At 69.7% G+C, this 21,619-nt stretch carries 19 protein-coding genes; 14 read left to right on the top strand and 5 right to left on the bottom strand.

What is annotated here, in order from left to right; translation table 11 throughout:
- Positions 1-44: 44 nt before the first annotated feature.
- The 6 genes from secD to AB0L64_RS08315 all read left to right on the top strand — a co-directional run bounded on the left by secD (position 45) and on the right by AB0L64_RS08315 (position 7,452).
- Positions 45-1,787: a protein translocase subunit SecD gene (secD, locus tag AB0L64_RS08340; RefSeq protein ID WP_363709101.1), complete on the top strand. Its 1,743-nt coding sequence runs from the start codon at positions 45-47 to the stop codon at positions 1,785-1,787.
- Entirely contained in the window at positions 1,787-2,962 is a 1,176-nt protein-coding gene (gene secF / locus AB0L64_RS08335; RefSeq protein WP_363709099.1) for a protein translocase subunit SecF, read from the top strand. The genes secD and secF overlap by 1 nt, the downstream gene beginning before the upstream one ends.
- The gene (locus AB0L64_RS08330) at positions 2,962-3,501 is read left to right on the top strand and encodes an adenine phosphoribosyltransferase (protein ID WP_363709097.1); all 540 of its coding nucleotides are present in this window, start codon (positions 2,962-2,964) and stop codon (positions 3,499-3,501) included. The genes secF and AB0L64_RS08330 overlap by 1 nt, the downstream gene beginning before the upstream one ends.
- 305 nt (positions 3,502-3,806) lie before the next feature.
- The gene (locus AB0L64_RS08325) at positions 3,807-5,996 is read left to right on the top strand and encodes a bifunctional (p)ppGpp synthetase/guanosine-3',5'-bis(diphosphate) 3'-pyrophosphohydrolase (RefSeq protein WP_359925111.1); all 2,190 of its coding nucleotides are present in this window, start codon (positions 3,807-3,809) and stop codon (positions 5,994-5,996) included.
- 3 nt (positions 5,997-5,999) lie between these two features.
- Positions 6,000-6,473, top strand: a complete 474-nt coding sequence (locus AB0L64_RS08320; RefSeq protein WP_363709095.1) for a hypothetical protein — start codon at positions 6,000-6,002, stop codon at positions 6,471-6,473.
- 19 nt (positions 6,474-6,492) lie between these two features.
- On the top strand, positions 6,493-7,452 hold the full coding sequence (locus AB0L64_RS08315; RefSeq protein ID WP_363709093.1) for a hypothetical protein: 960 nt from the start codon (positions 6,493-6,495) through the stop codon (positions 7,450-7,452).
- Between the two features lie 79 nt (positions 7,453-7,531).
- Here the strand turns inward: AB0L64_RS08315 and AB0L64_RS08310 are convergent, their stop codons facing one another.
- Positions 7,532-8,431 carry a hypothetical protein gene (locus AB0L64_RS08310; protein ID WP_363709091.1) on the bottom strand — a complete coding sequence of 300 codons (900 nt, stop codon included), beginning with the start codon at positions 8,429-8,431 and terminating at the stop codon, positions 7,532-7,534.
- A gap of 185 nt (positions 8,432-8,616) precedes the next feature.
- Between AB0L64_RS08310 and AB0L64_RS08305 the strand changes: the two genes are divergently transcribed.
- Together AB0L64_RS08305 and AB0L64_RS08300 are read left to right on the top strand one after the other, a co-directional pair.
- The gene (locus AB0L64_RS08305) at positions 8,617-9,198 is read left to right on the top strand and encodes a papain-like cysteine protease family protein (RefSeq protein WP_355691573.1); all 582 of its coding nucleotides are present in this window, start codon (positions 8,617-8,619) and stop codon (positions 9,196-9,198) included.
- Between the two features lies 1 nt (position 9,199).
- The gene (locus AB0L64_RS08300) at positions 9,200-9,958 is read left to right on the top strand and encodes a hypothetical protein (RefSeq protein ID WP_363709089.1); all 759 of its coding nucleotides are present in this window, start codon (positions 9,200-9,202) and stop codon (positions 9,956-9,958) included.
- Between the two features lie 136 nt (positions 9,959-10,094).
- On the opposite strand, the gene AB0L64_RS08295 is transcribed toward AB0L64_RS08300, so the two are convergent.
- Positions 10,095-11,255 (bottom strand): hypothetical protein, encoded by a 1,161-nt coding sequence (locus tag AB0L64_RS08295; protein WP_363709087.1) that lies wholly within the window; start codon positions 11,253-11,255, stop codon positions 10,095-10,097.
- A gap of 147 nt (positions 11,256-11,402) precedes the next feature.
- Entirely contained in the window at positions 11,403-12,266 is an 864-nt protein-coding gene (locus tag AB0L64_RS08290; protein ID WP_363709084.1) for a hypothetical protein, read from the bottom strand.
- A gap of 69 nt (positions 12,267-12,335) precedes the next feature.
- Here AB0L64_RS08290 and AB0L64_RS08285 point away from each other — a divergent pair, with 69 nt between their 5' ends.
- The gene (locus AB0L64_RS08285) at positions 12,336-13,010 is read left to right on the top strand and encodes an HNH endonuclease family protein (protein WP_363709082.1); all 675 of its coding nucleotides are present in this window, start codon (positions 12,336-12,338) and stop codon (positions 13,008-13,010) included.
- Between the two features lie 21 nt (positions 13,011-13,031).
- Here the strand turns inward: AB0L64_RS08285 and AB0L64_RS08280 are convergent, their stop codons facing one another.
- On the bottom strand, positions 13,032-14,258 hold the full coding sequence (locus AB0L64_RS08280; protein ID WP_363709080.1) for a DUF349 domain-containing protein: 1,227 nt from the start codon (positions 14,256-14,258) through the stop codon (positions 13,032-13,034).
- A gap of 237 nt (positions 14,259-14,495) precedes the next feature.
- Between AB0L64_RS08280 and AB0L64_RS08275 the strand changes: the two genes are divergently transcribed.
- The 5 genes from AB0L64_RS08275 to AB0L64_RS08255 all read left to right on the top strand — a co-directional run bounded on the left by AB0L64_RS08275 (position 14,496) and on the right by AB0L64_RS08255 (position 20,612).
- Positions 14,496-15,179, top strand: coding sequence for an MBL fold metallo-hydrolase (locus AB0L64_RS08275; RefSeq protein ID WP_363709078.1), 684 nt, complete (start codon positions 14,496-14,498; stop codon positions 15,177-15,179).
- Positions 15,180-15,181: 2 nt separating this feature from the next.
- Positions 15,182-16,513 (top strand): histidine--tRNA ligase, encoded by a 1,332-nt coding sequence (gene hisS / locus AB0L64_RS08270; protein ID WP_363709076.1) that lies wholly within the window; start codon positions 15,182-15,184, stop codon positions 16,511-16,513.
- Positions 16,510-18,288 (top strand): aspartate--tRNA ligase, encoded by a 1,779-nt coding sequence (aspS, locus tag AB0L64_RS08265; protein ID WP_363709074.1) that lies wholly within the window; start codon positions 16,510-16,512, stop codon positions 18,286-18,288. Before hisS ends, aspS begins: the two co-directional genes overlap by 4 nt.
- Positions 18,289-18,417: 129 nt before the next feature.
- A complete protein-coding gene (locus AB0L64_RS08260; protein WP_363709072.1) occupies positions 18,418-19,860 on the top strand; it encodes a DUF2252 domain-containing protein in 1,443 nt (480 codons plus the stop codon).
- A 23-nt stretch (positions 19,861-19,883) separates the two neighbouring features.
- Positions 19,884-20,612, top strand: coding sequence for an ion channel (locus tag AB0L64_RS08255; protein WP_363709070.1), 729 nt, complete (start codon positions 19,884-19,886; stop codon positions 20,610-20,612).
- Here the strand turns inward: AB0L64_RS08255 and AB0L64_RS08250 are convergent.
- Positions 20,606-21,508, bottom strand: coding sequence for an MIP/aquaporin family protein (locus AB0L64_RS08250; RefSeq protein ID WP_363709068.1), 903 nt, complete (start codon positions 21,506-21,508; stop codon positions 20,606-20,608). The two genes, AB0L64_RS08255 and AB0L64_RS08250, sit on opposite strands and share 7 nt — an antisense overlap.
- Positions 21,509-21,619: the final 111 nt, after the last annotated feature.

The following is a 21,619-nucleotide window of genomic DNA, read 5'->3' as shown; positions in this document are numbered from 1 at the left end:
CCAGACGGTGCGGCGCGCCCAGAAGTACAAAGGTTGAAACTGACGTGGCAACGACTTCGACATCCCGCCCCGGGCGGAGCCTGATCGGCTTGCTGGTGGTCGTGGTTCTGCTGTTCGGGATCATGGCGCTGACCAAGACCTGGAAGCCCAAGCTCGGGCTGGACCTCCGGGGCGGCACCACCATCACGCTGACCGCCAGCACGATCGACGGCAGCGGCAAGGTGACCGCCGAGCAGCTGAACGAGGCGAAGAACATCATCGGCCAGCGGGTCAACGGTGCGGGTGTCGCCGAAGCCGACATCACCACCTCCGGGGCGAACCACATCAACGTGGCCGTCCCGGGCGCCACGAAGGAATCCCTGGTGTCGCAGGTCGGCCAGACCGCCCTGCTGTACTTCCGGATGGTGTACGACGCGCAGGCCGCGGCGCCGCAGCCGACGCCGTCGACCACCCCGTCGACGACGCCGAAGCCGACCACCACGCCGAAGGCGACCACGACGCCGAAGCCCAGCGCCACGATCAAGCCGAGCACCACGCCCAGCTCGCCGAAGGGCCGGGCCTGGAGCAGCGCACTCGGTGAGGCCACGCCGACGCCGACCCCCAAGGCCGGCGCGACCCCGACCGCCAAGCCGAGCGCGACGCCGTCGACGCCGGCCGCCGGCGGCGACCCGCTGAACTACACGCCGGACGCGGCCACGCAGGCGGCGTTCGCGACGTTCAAGTGCGGCGACAAGCAGGTCGACGACCCGAACAAGCCGATCTTCTCCTGTGACCGCCAGGGCACCTACAAGTACCTGCTCGGCCCGGCGATCATGAAGGGCACCGACCTGTCGGACGCCTCCGCCGGGATCCCGCAGAACGGCCTGCAGTGGCAGGTGAACCTGAAGTTCACCGGCGAGGGCGGCGACAAGTTCCTGAAGGCGACCACCGCGATCTCGAAGCGCGGCCAGGGCCAGAACCTGTTCGCGATCGTGCTCGACGGCGAGACCATCTCGACGCCGAGCGTGGAGAACCCGATCCCGGGCGGCCAGGCGCAGATCACCGGTACCTTCACCGAGGCCGAGGCCCGCGACCTGGCGAACGTGCTGAAGTACGGCGCGCTGCCGGTGAAGTTCGACATCTCCTCGGTCGAGACGGTGTCGCCGCAGCTCGGCGGCGACCAGCTCTCCGCGGGTATCTGGGCCGGTCTCGCCGGTCTCGCGCTCGTCGTCGTGTTCTGCTTCCTGTACTACCGCGGCCTCGGCATCGTCGTGGTCCTGTCGCTCGCCGCCGCCGCCGTCCTCACCGGAACGCTGGTGATCCTGCTCGGCAAGGCGATCGGGTTCACGCTGACGCTGGCCGGTATCGCCGGTCTGATCGTGGCCGTCGGTATCACCGCGGACTCGTTCATCATCTACTTCGAACGACTCCGCGACGAGGTCCGTGAGGGCCGCAGCCTGCGGTCGTCGGTGGAGACCGGCTGGGCCCGCGCCAAGCACACGATCATCGCGGCCGACTCGATCTCGCTGCTCGCCGCGCTGGTGCTCTACGTGCTGGCGATCGGCAGCGTCCGCGGCTTCGCGTTCACACTCGGCCTGACCACGTTGATCGACCTGGTCGTGGTCTTCCTGTTCACCAAGCCGGTGGTCACGCTGCTCGCCCGGACCGACTTCTTCGGCCACGGGCACAAGCTGTCCGGACTCGATCCGGAACATCTGGGCGTCGAACGACTGCCCGGACAGACGAAACCGACGGCCCGGCCGCGGAAGACGCCGTCGACGCGCAAGCCGGTCGGAGGGGAGGTCTGATGTCGAAGCTCGGACAGATCGGTGCCAAGCTGCACCGCGGCGAGGTCTCCTACGACTTCGTCGGTCACCGCAAGTTCTGGTTCAGCCTCTCGGCGGTGCTGGTCATCATCTCGCTGGCCGGCCTGTTCGCCCGCGGCCTGGCGCTCGGGATCGAGTTCAAGGGCGGCGTCGAGTACGAGGCGAAGGTCAAGGTCACCGACAGCACGGTGCAGGACTTCAGCGACGCCGTGAAGGCGACCAACGCCAAGGACCTCGGTGACCCGGTCGTCACCACGATCAACAACGAGAAGGTCCGGGTCCAGACCAAGCCGCTGGCCCAGAACGACATCGGCGTCGTCCGCGCGGCGATCGCCAAGGAGGCCGGCATCCCGGCCGACCAGGTCACCTCGCAGCAGATCGGCGCCTCCTGGGGCAAGCAGATCGCCGACAAGGCGATCCTGGCGCTGGCGGTGTTCCTCGGCCTGGTCTTCTTCGTGATCTGGGTGTACTTCCGCGAACCCAAGGCGTCGCTGGCCGCGATCATCGCGCTGGTGCACGACGTCACGATCACCGTCGGGCTGTACGCGCTGATCGGTTTCGACGTCACGCCGGCGACCGTGATCGGCGTTCTGACCATCCTCGGTTACTCGCTGTACGACACGGTCGTGGTGTTCGACAAGGTCCGCGAGAACACCCGCGGTATCACCGGGTCGAACCGCTACACCTACTCGGACGCGACCAACCTCGCCGTCAACCAGACCGTGGTCCGCTCGATCAACACCACGGTCACCGCGCTGTTGCCGGTGGGCGCGATCCTGGTCGTCGGTACGTGGGTGCTCGGCACCGGCCCGCTCAAGGACCTGTCGCTGGCGCTGTTCGTCGGTATCGCCGTCGGTGCGTACTCGTCGATCTTCATCGCGCCGTCGCTGCTCGCGGTCTTCAAGGAGCGTGAGCCGGGGATGCAGGCGCTGCGGAAGCGCGTCACCGCGAAGAAGGCGCAGACCGCTGCCGCCGCGGCCGCTCCGGTGGCCGTACCGGCAGGTGCCGGGGCTACTCGTTCCGCCGTCCGGGACACGCCGCGGAAAGCAGACCGGGCGACCGGCGCGGCGCCGACGCCGTCGTCGCGGCCGATGAAGGCGGCTGCGGCGGGCCGGCCGCAGCCGACGCGCAAGCCGCGGTCGAAGCGCGGTAAGTGATGCGGTCGCTCGAGCAGGTTCTCACCGACGGCATTCGCGACATCCCGGACTACCCGCAGGCGGGGGTGGTGTTCAAGGACATCACCCCGCTGCTGGCCGACCACACCGGCTTCACCCAGGTGGTGGAGGCGCTGGCGGCGGCCGGCAAGGACGACGACGGCGCGCCGGTGGTCGACAAGGTGGTCGGGATCGAGGCCCGCGGCTTCATCCTGGCCGCTCCGGTCGCGCTCGCGCTCGGCGCCGGGTTCGTGCCGGTGCGGAAGAAGGGCAAGTTGCCGGCGGCGACGTACGAGGAGTCGTACGCGCTGGAGTACGGCGAGGCGACGATCGAGGTGCACCAGGACGCGTTCGCTCCTGGTGACCGCGTGCTCGTCATCGACGACGTCCTGGCCACCGGCGGCACCGTCGAGGCCTGTCTGCGGCTGATCCGGCGCTGCGGCGCCGAGGTCCTCGGGACGACGGTCCTGCTCGAACTCTCCTTCCTCCCGGGCCGCGAACGCCTCGAGGGGGAGACCGTCAGCTCCCTCGTCACGGTCTGAATTCGGGCAAACTCTCCGTCGCCGCCAGCTGACTCGGCGTGTTGTCCACAGGCGGTTCGGCCTGGTTGGACGCGGGCCTCTAGACTGGTGCTCTGTCGGCGGAGGGACACAACGTGGGCGAAGACCCGGCGATGACATCTGCGGTACCGAACGCAGGACCGCAGGAGCCTCCGCGCGCGCCGTCACCGGTGCGCCCGGCGCCGGTGCCCCAGCCGCCCGCGACCCAGCCGCCGCGGATCGCGCCGGCCCGGGTCCGTGCCCGGCTCGCCCGCCTCGGCGGCACCCGGCACCCGAACCGGGCGCCGATGCTCGAGCCGCTGTTCCGGGTGGTCCGCGCGACCCACCCGAAGGCCGATCTCGGCATGATCGAGCGCGCGTACCGGACCGCGGAGAAGTACCACACCGGTCAGATGCGCAAGAGCGGCGACGCCTACATCACGCATCCGCTCGCCGTCGCCACCATCCTCGCCGAGCTCGGCATGACCGCGACCACGCTGTGCGCCGCGCTGCTGCACGACACCGTCGAGGACACGCCGTACACGGTGGAGGACCTGACCCGCGACTTCGGCGAAGAGATCGCCATGCTCGTCGACGGCGTCACCAAGCTGGACAAGGTGCGCTACGGCGAGTCGGCGCAGGCCGAGACCATCCGCAAGATGGTCGTCGCGATGTCCAAGGACATCCGGGTGCTGGTGATCAAGCTGTCCGACCGGCTGCACAACATGCGCACGCTCGGCTCGCTGCGGCAGGAGAAGCAGGAGCGGATCGCCCGCGAGACGCTGGAGATCTACGCCCCGCTGGCCCACCGGCTCGGTATGAACACGATCAAGTGGGAGCTCGAGGACCTGGCGTTCTCGACCCTGCACCCGAAGGTGTACGACGAGATCGTCCGCCTGGTCGCCGAGCGCGCACCGTCCCGCGACGAGTACCTGGCGACCGTGATCGACCAGGTGCACGAGGACCTGCGCTCGGCGAAGGTGAAGGCCACCGTCACGGGCCGCCCGAAGCACTACTACTCGATCTACCAGAAGATGATCGTCCGCGGCCGCGAGTTCGGCGACATCTACGACCTGGTCGGCATCCGGGTCCTGGTCGAGTCGGTCCGCGACTGCTACGCGGCGCTCGGCATCATGCACGCGCGGTGGAACCCGGTCCCCGGCCGGTTCAAGGACTACATCGCGATGCCGAAGTTCAACATGTACCAGTCGCTGCACACCACCGTGATCGGCCCGCAGGGCAAGCCGGTGGAGCTGCAGATCCGTTCGTTCGCGATGCACCGCCGCGCGGAGTACGGCATCGCCGCGCACTGGAAGTACAAGGAGGACCCGACCTCCGTCGCGCCGGCCGCGCCGAGCACCGACATCGGCGGGCCGAACGACATGCCCTGGGTGCGGCAGTTGGTCGACTGGCAGCGGGAGACCTCCGACCCGTCGGAGTTCCTGGACTCGCTGCGGTTCGAGATCAACAACGCCGAGGTCTACGTCTTCACCCCGCGCGGTGACGTGATGTCGCTGCCGACCGGGTCCTCCCCGGTCGACTTCGCCTATGCCGTGCACACCGAAGTGGGGCACCGCTGCATCGGCGCCCGCGTCAACGGGCGGCTGGTGCCGCTGGAGAGCACCCTGGAGAACGGCGACGTCGTCGAGGTGTTCACCTCGAAGGCGCAGGGCGCGGGGCCGTCGCGCGACTGGCTGACGTTCGTCAAGAGCCCGCGCGCGCGGAACAAGATCAAGCATTGGTTCTCCAAGGAGCGCCGCGACGAGGCGATCGAGCACGGCAAGGACGCGATCGCGAAGCAGCTCCGCAAGGAGGGTCTGCCGCTGCAGCGCCTGCTGTCGCACGAGACCCTGACCGCGGTCGCGAACTCGCTGCGCTACCCGGACGTGACAGGGCTGTACGCCGCCGTCGGCGAGCAGCACGTGAGCGCTCAGGCCGTCGTACGGCGCCTCATCGAGACGTACGGCGGTGAGGAGGGCGCGGCCGAGGACCTGGCCGAGGGCCTGCGGCTGCCGCAGTCCCGCGAGCGCCGGAAGCGGACCGCGCGCGGCGACGCCGGTGTCATCGTCAAGGGCGCGACCGACGTGCTGTCGAAGCTGGCCCGGTGCTGTACGCCGGTGCCCGGCGACGAGATCATCGGCTGGATCACCCGCGGCGCGGGCGTCTCGGTGCACCGCGCCGACTGCGCGAACGTGGAGAACCTGAAGACCCAGCCCGAGCGGATCGTCGAGGTCGAGTGGGCGCCGACCGCCCAGTCGGTCTTCCTGGTCGCGATCCAGGTCGAGGCGCTGGACCGGGCGCGGCTGCTGTCGGACATCACCCGGGTGCTGTCGGACTACCACGTGAACATCCTGTCCGCGGCGCTGACCACCACCCGCGACCGGATCGCCAAGTCCCGCTTCACCTTCGAGATGGGCGACCCGACCCACCTGGGCCACGTCCTGAAGGCCGTCCGCTCCGTCGAGGGCGTCTTCGACGTCTACCGCGTCACGCAGTAGGCCGTGGGGGACTGGTTCGGCGGTTCGGCCGGCGGACCGGGGCTGAGGCTGTCGAACGGCGCGGCCGCGGTCTTCCTGGACGTGCTCGCGCCGGCCGCGTGCGAGCTCGCCAGGACCGGGTTCGAGCGCGGGTTCGCGTTGCTGGTGTGCAATTCGCGGATCGGGTCGGGCAACGACGGCTTCGACCTGGACGAGCTGCCGTGGTCGGCCGAGTGGGCGGACGAGCGGGCGTTCCTGCTCCAAGTGATCGAGTTGGCGCGGGCGCGGTTCGGGTGGGAGCTGCTGTCGTACGAGCCGCCGTTCGTGGACGTGTATCTGGTGGAGTACGAGCGGCTCGTGCGGGACTACCGGCCGCCGGTGGGGCCGGTCGAGCCGGCGCGGATGTGGGATCCGGCTCCGGAGGATGCGGCGTTCGTGCGGTGCCCCCGCCACGGGTTGTTCCTGGGTGATTACACGGATTGCCGGCTCTGTTTGTGAGGGCGGGCAGACTGCGGGTATGAGCGGTTTCGGGCGGCGTGGGTTGTTGCTTGCCGGCGTGGGGGTGTTGGCCGGCTGCAGTGCGTCGTCCGGCGGGCAGGCAAGTGGTACGTCGGTTCCGTCAGGCAGCGGCTCGTCGGCGGGCACGCCCAGCGCCCCAACACCGAGCAACCCGACGCCCAGCGGCCCGTCGTCCAGCGCCCCGTCGAGCGCCCCGTCGAGCGCTCCGGCGTCAGGGACGCCGCGTGAGATCGTGCTGCCGAGGGTGCGGTCCTGGGCGCCTGGTCCCGGGGAGATCGAGCCTGCGGCGAAGCGGGCGGCGGTGGCGGCGGTGGTGGAGTTGGTGCGGCCGCGGGACACCCGCGGTGTGGTGGAGGTGATCGACGCGCAGTACGGCGGGATCCTGAGAGACACCGCCAGCGTCCTCGTACCCTGCCGCGTCTTCACACTCGCGGACAGCCGGGTGGTGACCGGCGGCACGACCGTCGACGTACGGCTCACCAAGACGCGGGGGACCTGGCGAGTAACCGCGATGCATCCCGCACAGCCGGGAAAGGCGACGACGCAACTGTCGCCGGATGCGCGACAGGTTCTGAACAACGCGCGGATCGCGCTACCACCCGCCTCCGCCGCGGACATCCGCTCCGGTCAGGTCCACCAGAGTGTGCTGGCCGCGATGCTCGAGCTCGCCCAGACGTACCGGATCGGCGTCAGCGTCATCCGCTCCGGCCACCCGATCAACGTGTTCGGCACCGACCGCCCGAGCGACCATCCACGCGGCCGCGCCTTCGACACCTGGCAGATCGACGGCCGCGCGGTCGTCGACCCCGCCACGCCCCGCTCACTCGTCACGGCGTACATGCGCGCCACCGAAGCGCTCGGCTCCTACAACGTCGGCGGCCCGTACCAACTCTCCGGTCCGGCGTACTTCTCCGACCGCACCCACCACGACCACATCCACGCCGGCTTCCGCGCCTGAGCCCGCCGACCTGAGACCGGAACCGGCAACCTGAGCCCTGCAGCAGCAGGTCCCAGCGGACCACTTCCGGTCTCAGGTTCTAGTCCCACTCCCATTCGATGCCGACCGTGCCGGGGTCGGCGGACGCTTCCAGGACGTGGACGCGGCCGTCGGGGGTGAGCATCAACTCGCGGTGAACGAGATTCGGGCCGGAGGTGTGGCAGCGGCGGATCTCGTGGACGCGGACCGGCAGCGCGGCGCGATCGAACTGCACCTCCAGCACGTAGTGCATCCCGCCCCACTCGCTGAAGCGCTGGTACTCGGTCGCCGGCAGCCCGGAGCGGTCCTCGACCTCGTAGTGCACGACGGCCGTCTCACCGACCGCGAGAACCCGGTCGAGGAGCAGCTCGCCCAGCAGCGCGCCGGCCTCGGGGGAGCGCGCGATCCGGCCGGTCCGGCAACCACTCAGCGCCCGGAGCGTCAGTTGCTCGGCATCGCAGCCCGGCTCACCCTGGTGCGCGATGATGAGCCGGTCCACCGGCTGCACGGCGACCACGCTCTGGGTCACGCGCCGCCGGTGCGCGCTTCGATCCGGGCCGAGCCGGACCTCCTCGAGAACGGTGACGTTGCGCAGCCGCCCGTGGGCGTCGCGGCGGAGCCGGTCCAGCAGCCTGGTGAGGGCCTCGGCGTAGTCGACCACGGCGTACGGCTGCAGCGTCGCCGACGGATCGGGCCGGGACGGCGGGATCCGGACGGTGAGCCAGCCGCGCGGCACCTCCAGCAGGTCCTCGAGCGCGGTCACGATCGCCAGCGAGTCCTCGCGCGGCACCCGCCGGCCGCTCTGCCAGGTGCTCAGAGTGGCGACGCCGACGTTCAGCCCGCGGTCGGCGAGATGGGTCCGGATCCGGTTCAGGGCCAGGCCGCGCCGGGCGATCGCGTGCCGCAGCGCGTCCGCGAACGGCGCTTCCGGCGTCACCACCGGGACGGTGGAATCGATCATGTCCACGCTCCTTTGGGGAAGTGTAAACATTCACAGCACGGTCCGGCACTGGCTCGTCACCCGCTGTTCACGCGGAGCTGCCGTTCACACCGCCGTCCGGCCCGCGTCCCGAGTCCTTGCCGCGCGGTGGTGACGTCTCGACGATGGACTCCGCCCACCCCGCAGTACCTCTCGAAGGAGGACTCATGCGCAGGCTCCGCCCCAGCCGCACCTGGTCGTTGCTCCTGGCCACGATCCTCGGCCTGGCGACGCTGGCACCGCTCGCCCCGCCGGCCTCGGCCGCCCCCGGCAGCTACTACCTGAACGTCACCGGCCAGGCCCAGCAGAAGTCGAACTGGTGCTGGGCCGCGAGCGGCAACAGCATCGCCGCGTTCTACGGACGCTCCTACTCGCAGAACCAGTTCTGCAACATGGCCTTCGGGTACGCCGTGAACGCGACCTGCCCGAACAACCAGGCGACGCTCGCGAACGACCAGCGCGCGTTCCGCACGATCGGGATCAGCGCCGGCAGCTACGTCTCGTCCACGCTCAGCTTCAGCACGCTCGTCACCGAGATCGCCGCCGGCCGCCCGGTGATGACGCGGATCGGCTGGACGTCGGGCGGCGGCCACATGATGGACATCATCGGGTACGACGCCTCCGACTCGACGATCGAGTACTACAACCCGTGGCCGGACGACCCGCGGTACAACTACTCGACCTACAACTGGTACCGGTCCAACTCGCAGTTCACCTGGACGCACTCCCTGTACCGGATCGGAGCCTGACATGCGCCGCCCGAAGAACCTCCTGCTCCGCTGCGCCGCCGTCCTCGCGGCCGGTCTCGCGTTCTCGTTCGCGGCCTCCGGCCCGGCCGGCGCGGCGGGTCCGCAGCCGGTGTCGCCGAGCGAGTTGTCCAAGGCAACTGATGCCGCCAGGTCGTCGGACGCGCTGAGCCTGCTCGGCAAGGCCGGTGGTACGGCGAAGGCCGCGACGAGTGTCGCGCGGGACACGCACCCGATCTACGCGCTCAACCCGGCCTTCGTCCGCGACGCGTCGGCGCCCGTGGCAACCTTCTGGTACGCGGCAACCAGCGCCGCACAAGGCGGCCGGACGCTGACCGTCTTCACCGCCCCGGACGACCAGGGCGACTGGCACGCCGTCAACGTGGCCTCCGGCAACACCGAGGCCCGCATGGTGTCGGCCGCAGCCGGTGCCCTCGTGTTCACCGAGCCCCAGATCGGCGCCTGGTACGCCGTTTCCGGAACCCAGGTACGTCCGCTGAACCAGTCGGCCGTCAAGTCGATCGGCGCCAAGCCGATCACGATCACGGCCTACCAAGAACTGGTTGCCCACCGCTACGCCGACAAGCTTCCCGGCACCCAGTACAACGAGTCCGGCATGGCCGGCGGCTACGACGCCACCGCCTCGACCTCCACCTCAACCACTGCCCGGTCCACGAATCACCACGTCGCCGCGATCGCCGCGGCCACCGGCGTCCTCGCCCTGGTTCTCCTCCTGTTGGCCCGCCGCCGGTACAACGACTGACCGTCGGTACCTGGGCCGATCCCGCCGCCCCGGACTGGTCGCCACCCGGTCACCATGTCCCCGCCGGGGCGCGCGGGTTCCACACCACCCGGTTCACCAACCATCGGTGAACCGGGTGGCTGGGAGCACGCGCCGATCAGGAGATGAGGTTCTGCTCCGTCACGAACGAATGCTCGCCGGCCTCGTCCTTCCAGTAGACGAGGGTCGGCGAGGTGGTGCCGTTCGTCGGGCCCGACGTCTCGAGGGCCTTCCGGGTCGTTCGGGCGGACTCGATGAGCGAATGGAACTCGCTCATGATCTGCCGCTCGCTCTCCATCGTCGCCGTGAAAGCGTCCTTGAGCTTCGCGAGCTCTTTCTCGAGCGTGGCGCCCTCGCCGCCCGGGAGGTTACGTGTCGCCCAGTTCATGTCCTGGAGCTTCGCCTCGCGCTGACCGATCTCGTCCTTGAGCCCTCGTGAGCGGTCCTGCAACTGCTGCCAGAACACGATGCCGTCGTCGATGACCGCCTTCAGGTGTTCCATCGACGAGGTGACCGATTTCGGGTTCTCCTGCATGTCGACACAGACCCGGAGGTAGGAGACCCGGAGCTCCACGAACGAGGCGAGCATCGCGCTGTGGGCGTCGTAGTTCGCCTGCTGAACCTCTTTGAGGTCGTCGACGTTCGTCGCACTGCGCGCTTCGACAAGGCGTCGGAACCTGGCGGACAGTGCTCGCACGTCGCGTTCCGCGAGCGCGAGGCGCACGAGCATGTCGTTCGAGAAGGAGCCTTCGAGGCTGTACTGCCGGTAGACGTCGTCGACGGTCCTGGAGGCGGCGAGCAGTTCGCCCGCGTGCGTCGCCTCGCTCCGGGCGATCGCCTTGTCCAACGCGCTCTTGATGGTGTCGAGCTTCCGGTCGACCTGCTTGAACTGCTGCATCATCACTGCCGTGTTGAGCGCCAGGACCGCGAGGATCGGCGCCACGACCGGAAGTGAGCTCGCCACGGCGATGAACGGCGCCTGTGCCACGATCCCACCGGCTCCCATCACGGCGCTGCCGACGCCGTTGCCGACGGTCATCAGCGTGGCGGGGTTCGCGGTCGCCATGAAGAGCGTCGACGAGAACGCTGCCGACAGCGCGGTCGCACCCGTCGCCGCGCCCGCGACGGCCAGCGACAGCGCACCTTGCGGAGAGACGGCCCTCGCGTCCGGGACATAGTTCCCGGTGGCCAGATAGCCCTCGCGGAGGCTGGAGATCATCAACTCTCGCAGCTTGCCCTGGAACTCGAAGACGGCGAGCTCCGCCCCCTCCTTGCCCAAGCGTCGAACCTTGACCTCTTGAGGCACATCTTCAGTCATCTCCACAACCCCCTCCAGGCCTCGCCCGTACGGCGACACCCTCCACCCCACCCTCGGACCGCTGCGACTTTATCCCAGTCCGCTCGTACCCGCCGATGTCGTCGCATCTCACCACCGCCGCGGTAGGCGTGGTTCCTGGCAGAGGAAGCCGCCCACCGCCAGTTCGAGGGCGGGGTACGAACCCCAGAGGTCGGGGCGGCGGGCCGAGATGATGTGCCAGCCCAGTGCGTCCAGTTCAGTACGTCGGGTCTCGTCGCGTAGTCGCTGTTTCGCTGACGAATGCCAGGCGTCGCTGTCGTACTCGAGGCCCAGCCGACGGCCGTCGACCGGGCGGTCCGGATAGCCGAGATCCAGGCGGTAGCTGCGGTGCGGGCCGGTGAGCCGGACTTGGAGGTCGGGCTTGCCGAAGCCGGCGTCGATCAGCCGAAGTCGTAGCCAGGACTCGCCAGGGGAGGCGGCGCGGCGGTCCGCCCAGCGCAGGACCTCCTGGCCCTGCCGGTAGCCCGCGTGTCGTTCGCACTCGGCGGAGGCCGCGCGGAGCGCCCAGAGGTCGGCCTTGCCGGTGCGGAGGAACGCGTCGACGGCCGAGAGCGCGAAAGGTCTCGGGAGTCGCATCGCGAGTTCCACGGCGCTCGCGATCGGGCTCAGGACTCGCAGGCCGTGCACCTCGACGGTGTCGTCGGCCGTGCGCGTCCACTGGGCTTCCACGAGCTCGGCAGGCCCGAGCGCGGTCGTGTCGATGCCGTGCAGCCAGGCCGCGGCCGCGCCGCACACGACCGCCTCCGGAGGCGTCAGCAGCCGCAGCGCGTCCGCCCGCAGCTGCTGCGAGTCAGGCACGCGGCTGTCGACGTACACGCCCTTCAGCACCGGGCGGATGTCACCAAGACCCAGCAACCACTTGAGCTTTCGCCCTACCTGGTAAGGCCGGAAGGGCAGACCGCAGAAGTAGTACGGGAAGTCGGCAGAGAGCATCCGGACAGGATCGCCGAATCCCCGCGATCCTGCCGGACGTTGTCCACAGCCTTGCCCTAAGGTCGCCTGATGCGCCCGCTGCTCGCCGCCCTGGCAGTTCTGTTTCTGACCGCTTGCACGCTCCCGGTGGAAGGCCCCGAATCTACACCGGCCCCGCCCGCCACCGGTACGGCGAAGTTGATCACCGCCGAGCTGGCGAAGGTGCGAGTCGTCCCGAACCGCCCGAAGGTCCCTGGCTACCAACGCGACCGGTTCGGCCAGACCTGGTCGGACAACCACGCCGGAGTCGGGGGGCACAACGGCTGCGACACCCGCAACGACATGCTGGCCGCACGCCTGACGGCCGTTCAGTATCGCGGCCACACCAAGTGCGTGGTCACCGCCGGGATCCTGACGTCCGACCCTTACACCGGCCGCTGCATCGAATTCCGCAAGGCCGACGCGGCCAAGCTCCAGATCGACCACATCTACCCACTGGCCCGCGCCTGGGACATGGGCGCGTCCACCTGGCCCACCCAACGCCGCGTCGACTTCGCCAACGACGAGTCCGCCAACCTCCTGGTGGTGGACGGCTCCTCCAACGCCTCTAAGAGCGACGAAGGCCCAGGGGAGTGGCTCCCCCTCAACCGCACCTACCGATGCACCTACGTCCTCGAGTACCTCCGGGTGGCCGCCAAGTACACCCTCCCGATCACCACCACCGAGGCCACCACCGCCAGATCCATCACCCACACCTGCCCGTGACGGCTGTGTGGGTTCGGTTGCTCAGCTGAAGTCGGTGAGGGCGTTCTGGGCCTGGGTCAGCCATTCGCGGCGGGCGGCGATGGCCTCGCGGGCTTCGGTGGCCTTGCGGGTGTTGCCCTGGGACTCGAACTTGGCCGCCTGCTTCTCCAGATCCGCGATCAGCGACTGGAGCTGCTTGACGGTCGCCTCGGCGCGGGCGCGTGCCTCCGGGTTGGAGCGGTTCCAGACCTCGTCCTCGGCCGCCTTCACGGCCTGCTCGACGGCCCGCAGGCGCCCGTCGACGGCGCGCATCGAGTCGCGCGGCACCTTGCCGATCTGGTCCCAGCGGTCCAGGTAGTCGCGGAGCTGCTCGCGGGCGACCCGCGCGTCCTCGACCGGCAGGATGGTCTCGATCTCGGTCAGCAGCGCTTCCTTGGCCCGCAGGTTCTCCACCTGCTCGGCGTTCTCCTCGGCCTGGACGGCGTCCCGTGCGCCGAAGAACTGGTCCTGCGCGGCCCGGAACCGGGCCCACAGCTTGTCGTCCACCTCGCGCGGCGCCGGCCCGGCGGCCTTCCACTGCCGCATCAGGTCCCGGAACCGCCCGGACGTCGGGCCCCACTCGGTCGACGTGGCCAGTGTCTCGGCCTCGGCGGCGAGCCGGTCCTTCACCACGGCGGCCTCCTCGCGCTTGGAGGACAGCTCGGCGAAGTGCTGCTTGCGGTGCCGGGTGTACGTCGTGCGCGCGGAGGAGAAGCGGTGCCACAGCTCGTCGTCCGACGACTTGTCGAGCCGGGGGAGCGCCTTCCACTCGTCGAGCAGCTCGCGCAGCCGCGTCACGCCGTGCCGCCAGTCGGTGCCGGCCGCGATGGTCTCGGCCTCGGTGGCGATCTTGGTCTTCGCGGAGCGTGCTTCCTCGACCTTCGCGGCCCGCTCGGCCTTGCGCCGTTCGCGCTGCTGCGCGACCAGCGGGGTGAGCGCCTCGAGCCGCGTCTGCAGGCCGTCCAGGTCGCCGACCGCCTGGGCGTCCTCGATCGCGCCGGTCACCTTCTTGACCGCGGCGCGGGCGTCGTCGGGGGACACCGTGCCCGCCTGGACGCGCTGCTCCAGCAGCTCCACCTCGAACGCCAGCGCGTCGTACCGGCGGGTGTAGAAGGCGAGCGCCTCCTCGGGGTTCGCGTCCGGCCACTGGCCGACCGCCCGTTCACCGTCCTTCGTCCGTACGAAGACCGTTCCGTCCTCGGCTACCCGGCCCCAGTTCTCTCCGGCCACAACTCGCCCCTTCCGGCGGTATGCACTGCGCTCGTGCCCATTCTGGTCAGTCCCCGGTCCAACCGTGCGAACAGGGCCCGCCTGGGCGCGTCGAGCTGCCTTCTCGACGCTTATCCCTGAACAATCACAAACTCCCAGCTCAGGCGCAACGGTGTTGCGTCACAATCCGGTTCGATCTCGGCGATTGCCGACCGGTAGCCTTGGTGGGTCCCGATCTCAGGTCCAGGAAGGTCAGTCGTGCTCATCGCCGGGTTCCCCGCGGGGTCGTGGGGTACGAACTGCTACGTCGTCGCCACCGGCCAGGGCGCGGAGTGCCTCGTGATCGACCCGGGCATGGACGCCGCCCCGGGCGTCGAGCAGGTGGTCCGGGAGAACAAGCTCAAGCCGGTCGCGGTGCTGCTCACGCACGGTCACATCGACCACATGTTCTCGGTCCTCCCGGTCTGCGGGACGTACGACGCGACCGCCTGGATCCACCCCGACGACCGGCACCTGCTGGCCGACCCGATGGCCGGGATCAGCCCGGAGACCGCGCGGATGCTGCTCGGCGGCAACCACGCGTTCGCCGAGCCGGACGACGTCGCCGAGCTGAAGGACGGGCAGTCCCTGGAGCTCGCGGGCCTGGACCTCACCGTCGACCACACCCCGGGCCACACCCGCGGGTCGGTCACGTTCACCACGCCGTACGACGGGCCGGAGGACGTGCCCGCGGTGCTGTTCTCCGGTGACGTGTTGTTCGCCGGGTCGATCGGCCGGACGGATCTGCCTGGGGGCGACCATCCGGCGATGCTGCATACCTTGGCCACCAAGATCCTGCCGATGCGCGACGAGATCGTCGTCCTGCCGGGTCATGGTGGCCAGACCACGATCGGCCGGGAGAAGGCGACCAACCCCTACTTGCAGGACCTGGAGATTCCCTAACCATGAGCAAGGTGACCCCTCTGAGCGGGTTCCCCGAATTCCTTCCGCAGGACCGGATCGTCGAGCAGGAGTTCCTCGACGTGATCCGGGAGACGTTCGAGCTGCACGGATTCGCGTCGATCGAGACCCGCGCGGTCGAGCCGGTCGAGCGGCTGTCCGACCAGGGCGAGGACGCGGACAAGGAGATCTACGGCGTCCGGCGGCTCGCGGCCGGCGCCGACGAGGACGCGGCCCTCGGGCTGCACTTCGACCTGACCGTGCCGTTCGCCCGCTACGTCCTGGAGCACAGCGGCAAGCTGGTGTTCCCGTTCCGGCGCTACCAGATCCAGAAAGTGTGGCGCGGCGAGCGCCCGCAGGAGGGCCGGTACCGCGAGTTCACCCAGGCGGACATCGACATCATCGACAGCGGCGAGCTGCCGTTCCACTACGAGGTCGAGCTGCCGCTGGTGATCGCGGACGCGTTCCGGAAGCTGCCGATCCCGCCGTTCCGGATCCAGGTGAACACCCGGCAGATCCCGGAGGGCTTTTACCGCGGCCTCGGCATCGAGGACATCACCGGCACACTCCGGATCGTCGACAAGCTGGACAAGATCGGCCCGGACAAGGTCACCGACCTGCTGACCACGGCCGGCCTGTCGGCGGAGACCGCGAAGCAGGTACTGCGGCTGGCCGAGATCTCGTCGACGGACGCGTCGTTCGCGGACCAGGTGCGGGCGCTCGGGGTGCAGCACGAGATCCTCGACGAGGGACTCGAGCGGCTGTCGCAGATCATGAACGCCGCCAACGAGCACGCGCCGGGGCTGCTGGTCGCGGACCTGAAAATCGCGCGCGGCCTGGACTACTACACCGGCACCGTCTACGAGACCCAGCTGATCGGCGACGAGGGATACGGGTCGATCTGCTCCGGCGGGCGGTACGACTCGCTCGCCTCGGACGGCAAGACGACGTACCCCGGGGTCGGGATCTCGATCGGGGTGTCGCGGCTCGTGCACCGGCTGATCAGCAAGGGCCTGCTGACGGCCAGCCGCCGGACGCCGACCGCTGTGCTGATCGCGCTGAACTCCGAGGAGGACCGGGCCGAGGCCATGCGGACCGCCATCGCCCTGCGGGCCCGGGGGATCGCGGTCGAGGTGGCGCCGGCCGCGGCGAAGTTCGGCAAGCAGATCAAGTTCGCGGATCGGCGGGGGATCCCGTTCGTCTGGTTCAGCACCGAGAACGGTCCTGAGGTGAAGGACATCCGCAGCGGTGAGCAGGTGCCGGCCGACGCCGCGACCTGGACTCCGCCGGCACAGGACCTACGACCAAGCATCAACACGCACAAGGAGAACTCGTGATCCGTACCCATTCCGCAGGCTCGTTGCGTGCCGAGCACGCCGGACAGACGGTGATTCTGGCGGGCTGGGTGGCGCGGCGACGCGATCACGGCGGCGTGGCGTTCATCGACCTGCGCGACTCGTCCGGCACGGTCCAGGTCGTGATCCGCGACGAGGAGGCCGCGCACGGCCTGCGGTCGGAGTACTGCCTGAAGATCGTCGGCGAGGTGTCGCCGCGCCCCGAGGGGAACGCGAACCCGAACCTGCCGACCGGCGAGATCGAGATCATCGCCAGCGAGGTCGAGGTGCTGAACGAGGCGGCCCCGCTGCCGTTCCCGGTCGAGGAGCACCACGCGACGCCGGTGAACGAGGAGATCCGGCTCAAGTACCGCTACCTCGACCTGCGCCGGCAGGGTCCGGGCACCGCACTGCGTCTGCGCAGCCAGGTGAACAAGGCCGCCCGCGACGTGCTGGCCGCGCACGACTTCGTCGAGATCGAGACGCCGACGCTGACCCGGTCGACGCCGGAGGGCGCCCGGGACTTCGTGGTGCCGGCCCGCCTGCAGCCGGGCAGTTGGTATGCGCTGCCGCAGTCGCCGCAGCTGTTCAAGCAGTTGCTGATGGTGGCTGGTATGGAGCGGTACTACCAGATCGCCCGCTGCTACCGCGACGAGGACTTCCGCGCCGACCGGCAGCCCGAGTTCACCCAGTTGGACATCGAGATGAGCTTCGTCGACCAGGACGACGTCATCGCGCTGTCCGAACAGATCCTGACCGCGCTGTGGAAGCTCGTCGGGTACGACGTGCAGACGCCGATCCCGCGGATGACGTACGGCGAGGCGATGGCGCGGTTCGGCTCCGACAAGCCGGACCTGCGGATGGGCCTCGAGCTCGTCGAGTGCACCGAGTACTTCAAGAACACGCCGTTCCGGGTCTTCCAGGCGCCGTACGTCGGCGCGGTCGTGATGCCGGGCGGCGCCGACCAGCCGCGCAAGCAGCTCGACGCGTGGCAGGAGTGGGCCAAGCAGCGCGGCGCCCGCGGCCTGGCGTACGTGCTTGTCGGCCAGGACGGCGAGCTCGGCGGGCCGGTCGCGAAGAACCTGTCCGAGGAGGAGCGCGCCGGGATCGCCGACCACGTGGGTGCGAAGCCGGGCGACTGCATCTTCTTCGCCGCGGGCCCGATCAAGACGTCGCGGGCGCTGCTCGGCGCGGCCAGGCTGGAGATCGGCCGTCGCGGCGGCCTGATCGACGAGTCGGCATGGTCGTTCGTCTGGGTCGTGGACGCGCCGCTGTTCGAGCCGGCCGACGACGCGACGGCGGCCGGTGACGTCGCGGTCGGCTCCGGTGCGTGGACCGCCGTGCACCACGCGTTCACGTCGCCGAAGCCGGACTCGCTGGCGACGTTCGACACCGACCCGGGGTCGGCGCTGGCCTACGCGTACGACATCGTCTGCAACGGCAACGAGATCGGCGGCGGCTCGATCCGTATCCACCGCGAGGACGTGCAGAAGCGCGTCTTCAAGGTGATGGGCCTCAGCGACGAGGAGGCGACCGAGAAGTTCGGGTTCCTGCTCGACGCGTTCAAGTTCGGCGCGCCGCCGCACGGCGGGATCGCGTTCGGCTGGGACCGGATCACCGCGCTGCTGGCCGGTACCGAGTCGATCCGCGACGTGATCGCGTTCCCGAAGTCCGGCGGCGGGTTCGACCCGCTGACCGCGGCGCCGGCGCCGATCACGCCGGAGCAGCGCAAGGAAGCCGGCGTCGACGCGAAGCCCGAGGAGAAGAAGGCGGAATAGGCAGCAGCTGTGCCGGCCGGGCTCTGTGGCCCGGCCGGTCCGGTCATCCGGGTGGGGTGATTCCCCGTCGACCCGTCTCAGGTGTCATCGAAGAGCGGCGAGGGAGGACACCAGGGGAGGGTGACTCAGGTGACACCAAGAAGGCGCGTTTCGCACCCGAACATCGAAGAACGCCGGGCCCGGGGCAAGGCGGCGCGAGAGCTGGTGCCACGCTCCAGCCACAGCGCCTGGAAGCCGGCCGCTGACCGGCCCGACCCGGTCGGTCTGCTGGAGGAGCAGAACACGACCCGCGAGCCCGATCTGGTCCCTGTCCGGCACGGGCGGATGCTGGCGTCGCCGTTCACCTTCTACCGGGGCGCGGCCAAGATCATGGCCGCCGACCTGGACAGCACCCCGACGGCCGGTCTGGACGTCCAGCTCTGCGGTGACGCCCACCTGTCGAATTTCGGGGCGTTCGCCTCACCCGAACGTCATCTCCTGTTCGATCTGAACGACTTCGACGAAACCCTGCCCGGGCCGTTCGAGTACGACGTCAAGCGGATGGCGGCCAGCTTCACCATCGCGGCGCGCAACAACGGCTTCGGCAAGCAGGACACCCACGCAGCGACGCTCGTGTCGGTGGCGTCGTACCGGAAGGCGATGGCCGACTTCGCGCAGATGGGCACGCTGGACATCTGGTATGCGCGCATGGACGAGCAGGACCTGATGGCCGCGATGCGCAAGGCCGCGGCCAAGGCCGGCAAGCACCCGAAGCAGGCGAAGGTGGTCGAGCGGGCCGAGGCCACCGGCGTGAAAGCGCTCGAGAAGGCCCACTCGCGGGACAGTCTGCAGGCGTTGTCGAAGCTCGGCGAGCTGGTCGACGGACGGTACCGGATCGTCAGCCGGCCGCCGATCGTGGTCCCGATGCGGGAGCTGCAGAGCACCTACGGCCTGTCCGGCGACGAGGTCGAGCAGGCACTCCACGAGCAGTTCCGTGCCTACCGTGGCACGCTGCGCGACGATCAGCGCCAACTGCTGGAGCGGTTCGAGCTGGTCGACGTCGCCCGCAAGGTGGTCGGGGTCGGGAGTGTCGGGACCCGGGCGTTCATCGCTCTGCTGCAGGGCCGCGACCAGGGTGATCCGCTCTTCCTGCAGGTCAAGGAGGCCACGAGGTCCGTCCTGGAGGACCATCTGCCGCGGAGCCGGTACAAGCAGCACGGCGAGCGGGTGGTCTACGGCCAGCGGATGATGCAGGCCGCCAGCGACATCTTCCTCGGGTGGACGAAGGGTCTCGACGTCGAACGGCACTTCTACTGGCGGCAACTGCGCGACATGAAGGGCTCGGCCGATGTCGAGGCGATGGTCCCGACCGGTCTCACCCTGTACGCCCGGGTCTGCGGGTGGACCCTGGCCAGGGCGCACGCCCGCTCCGGCGATCCGGTCGCGCTGCACGCGTATCTGGGGAAGCGCGACGAGTTCGAGCAGTCGATCGCCGAGTTCTCCCAGAGCTACGCCGACCAGAACGAGCAGGACTACCAGGCCTTCGCCGGGGCGGTTCGATCCGGGCGGATCCAGGCAGTCGAAGGCGTCTGAGTACCGTCTGAGTGCTGAGTGTGATGGCGGACAGCCCCGACCACCAGGTGCGGCGACCACGACGTCGCACCAGACCGCTCCGCGACGTCTTCGGCTCGCCTGACAGTTACGGCCTGGTGCTGGTGCTCATTCTGGTCACCTACACCGTCTCGGCGACGCTCACGGCGTCATGGGCGTTGTCGCTGGTGCTGTTCGTGCAGATCGCGACCATCTGGACGACGCTGCAGGCCTCGCAGGCCCGGCGCCGTCTCCGCGTTGTCGCCAGCGCGGTCCTGCTCGCCTCGACCGGTGTCGCGCTCCTGCATCTGTTCGTCCCTGACGGGCCGTCCGGCAGCGGTCTCATCGCGGTGACCTGCGGCCTGCTGTACCTGATCGCGCCCGGCGTCATCGTCCGGCACCTGGTGCTGCGCCCGACCGTGGACTTCGAGACCTTGCTGGGCGCGATCGCCGCCTACCTGATGCTCGGGATGGCGTTCGCGTTCTCCTACCGGGCCTTGGGGGTCGTGCAGGACGGTCCGTTCTTCGGTCTCCAAGGGGAGGGCAACATCTCCCAGGACCTGTTCTTCTCGTTCACGACGCTGACCACCACGGGCTACGGCAACCTGGTGCCGGCGAAGAACCCGGGCCAGAGCCTCGCCGTCGGCGAGATGGTGCTCGGCCAGTTGTTCCTGGTGACGGCCGTGGCCAAGGTCGTGAACGCCGTCCAGCCCGGCCGGGGCCGGCGACGCCCGCCCGGCGACGACGGTCAGTGACCGCGTGACCCGGGATCCTGCGCTTCGGCGCGCGGCTGCGTCCCGGTCCGCCACTCCACACCGAGCGTGCCCTGCGCGGCCGACATCCCGCTCCGGCCACCGCCACGGCCCCGGAGTACATAGGCCAGACCGACGGCGACGACGGCGCCCGCGGTGGGGCCGACCAGATACGCCCACCACGCGGTCCAGTCGTTGAGCACCAGGGCCGGTCCGAGAGAGCGCGCCGGGTTCATCGACGCGCCGCTGACAGCCGATCCCCACAAGCCGGCCAACGCGATGTAGCTGCCCACTCCGAGCGCAGCGAACGGTCCGATCTGCTGGGCGCCGGAGGCGGTTCCCAGGATCACGCTCACGAGTCCGGTGGTCAGCACGATCTCCCACAGCATCGCCGTGGTCCCCGAGATCCCCGAACCGGGCAGGGTCAGCCCCGCGCTGCCCTGTTTGCCGATCAGGGCGACCAGGAGGAGCGTGGCGAGTCCGGCGCCCACGAACTGGGCGACGATGTACGCCGGCACCCGCTTCCACGGGAAGTCGCCGCGGAGCGCGAACGCCACACTGACCGCGGGGTTCAGGTGCGCCCCGGACACCGCGCCCATGAACAGGATGATCGCCGCCACCATCAGCGCCGGCGACACGACGCGCGCGCCGTACGGGACCGCGTCGCCGCCGAAGCGCGCGTTGACCATGCCGCCGCCGACCGCGACGAGGACGAGAAAGAACGTGCCGAGCAGCTCGGAGAACAACCGCCGGCCCTCGTAACTCCCGTCCCAGAAGTCGAACTCGTGGGCCACCGAGTTCGGCACCCCGAAGGATCGCAGCGCGACCTCGACATGCGTTCTCCCGCCGTCGCGACTCGGCGTCGCGGGCGCGGCCTCCCCATCCGGACTGTTGGCCATCTGGCACCTCTTTCCGGCTGCCCCGAACCTGGCATTCGCCAGGCGCGGGGCTGTCTCGCACGCACCCAACCCCCGGCGAGCGCCAGCATTCCCGGCGCCACGGCCCAACGG

It is taken from the genome of Kribbella sp. NPDC051936 (assembly GCF_040680955.1).
Taxonomy (GTDB): domain Bacteria; phylum Actinomycetota; class Actinomycetes; order Propionibacteriales; family Kribbellaceae; genus Kribbella.
Note: the sequence above shows the minus strand (reverse complement) of the source record. Positions and strands in the feature narration are given on the sequence as shown.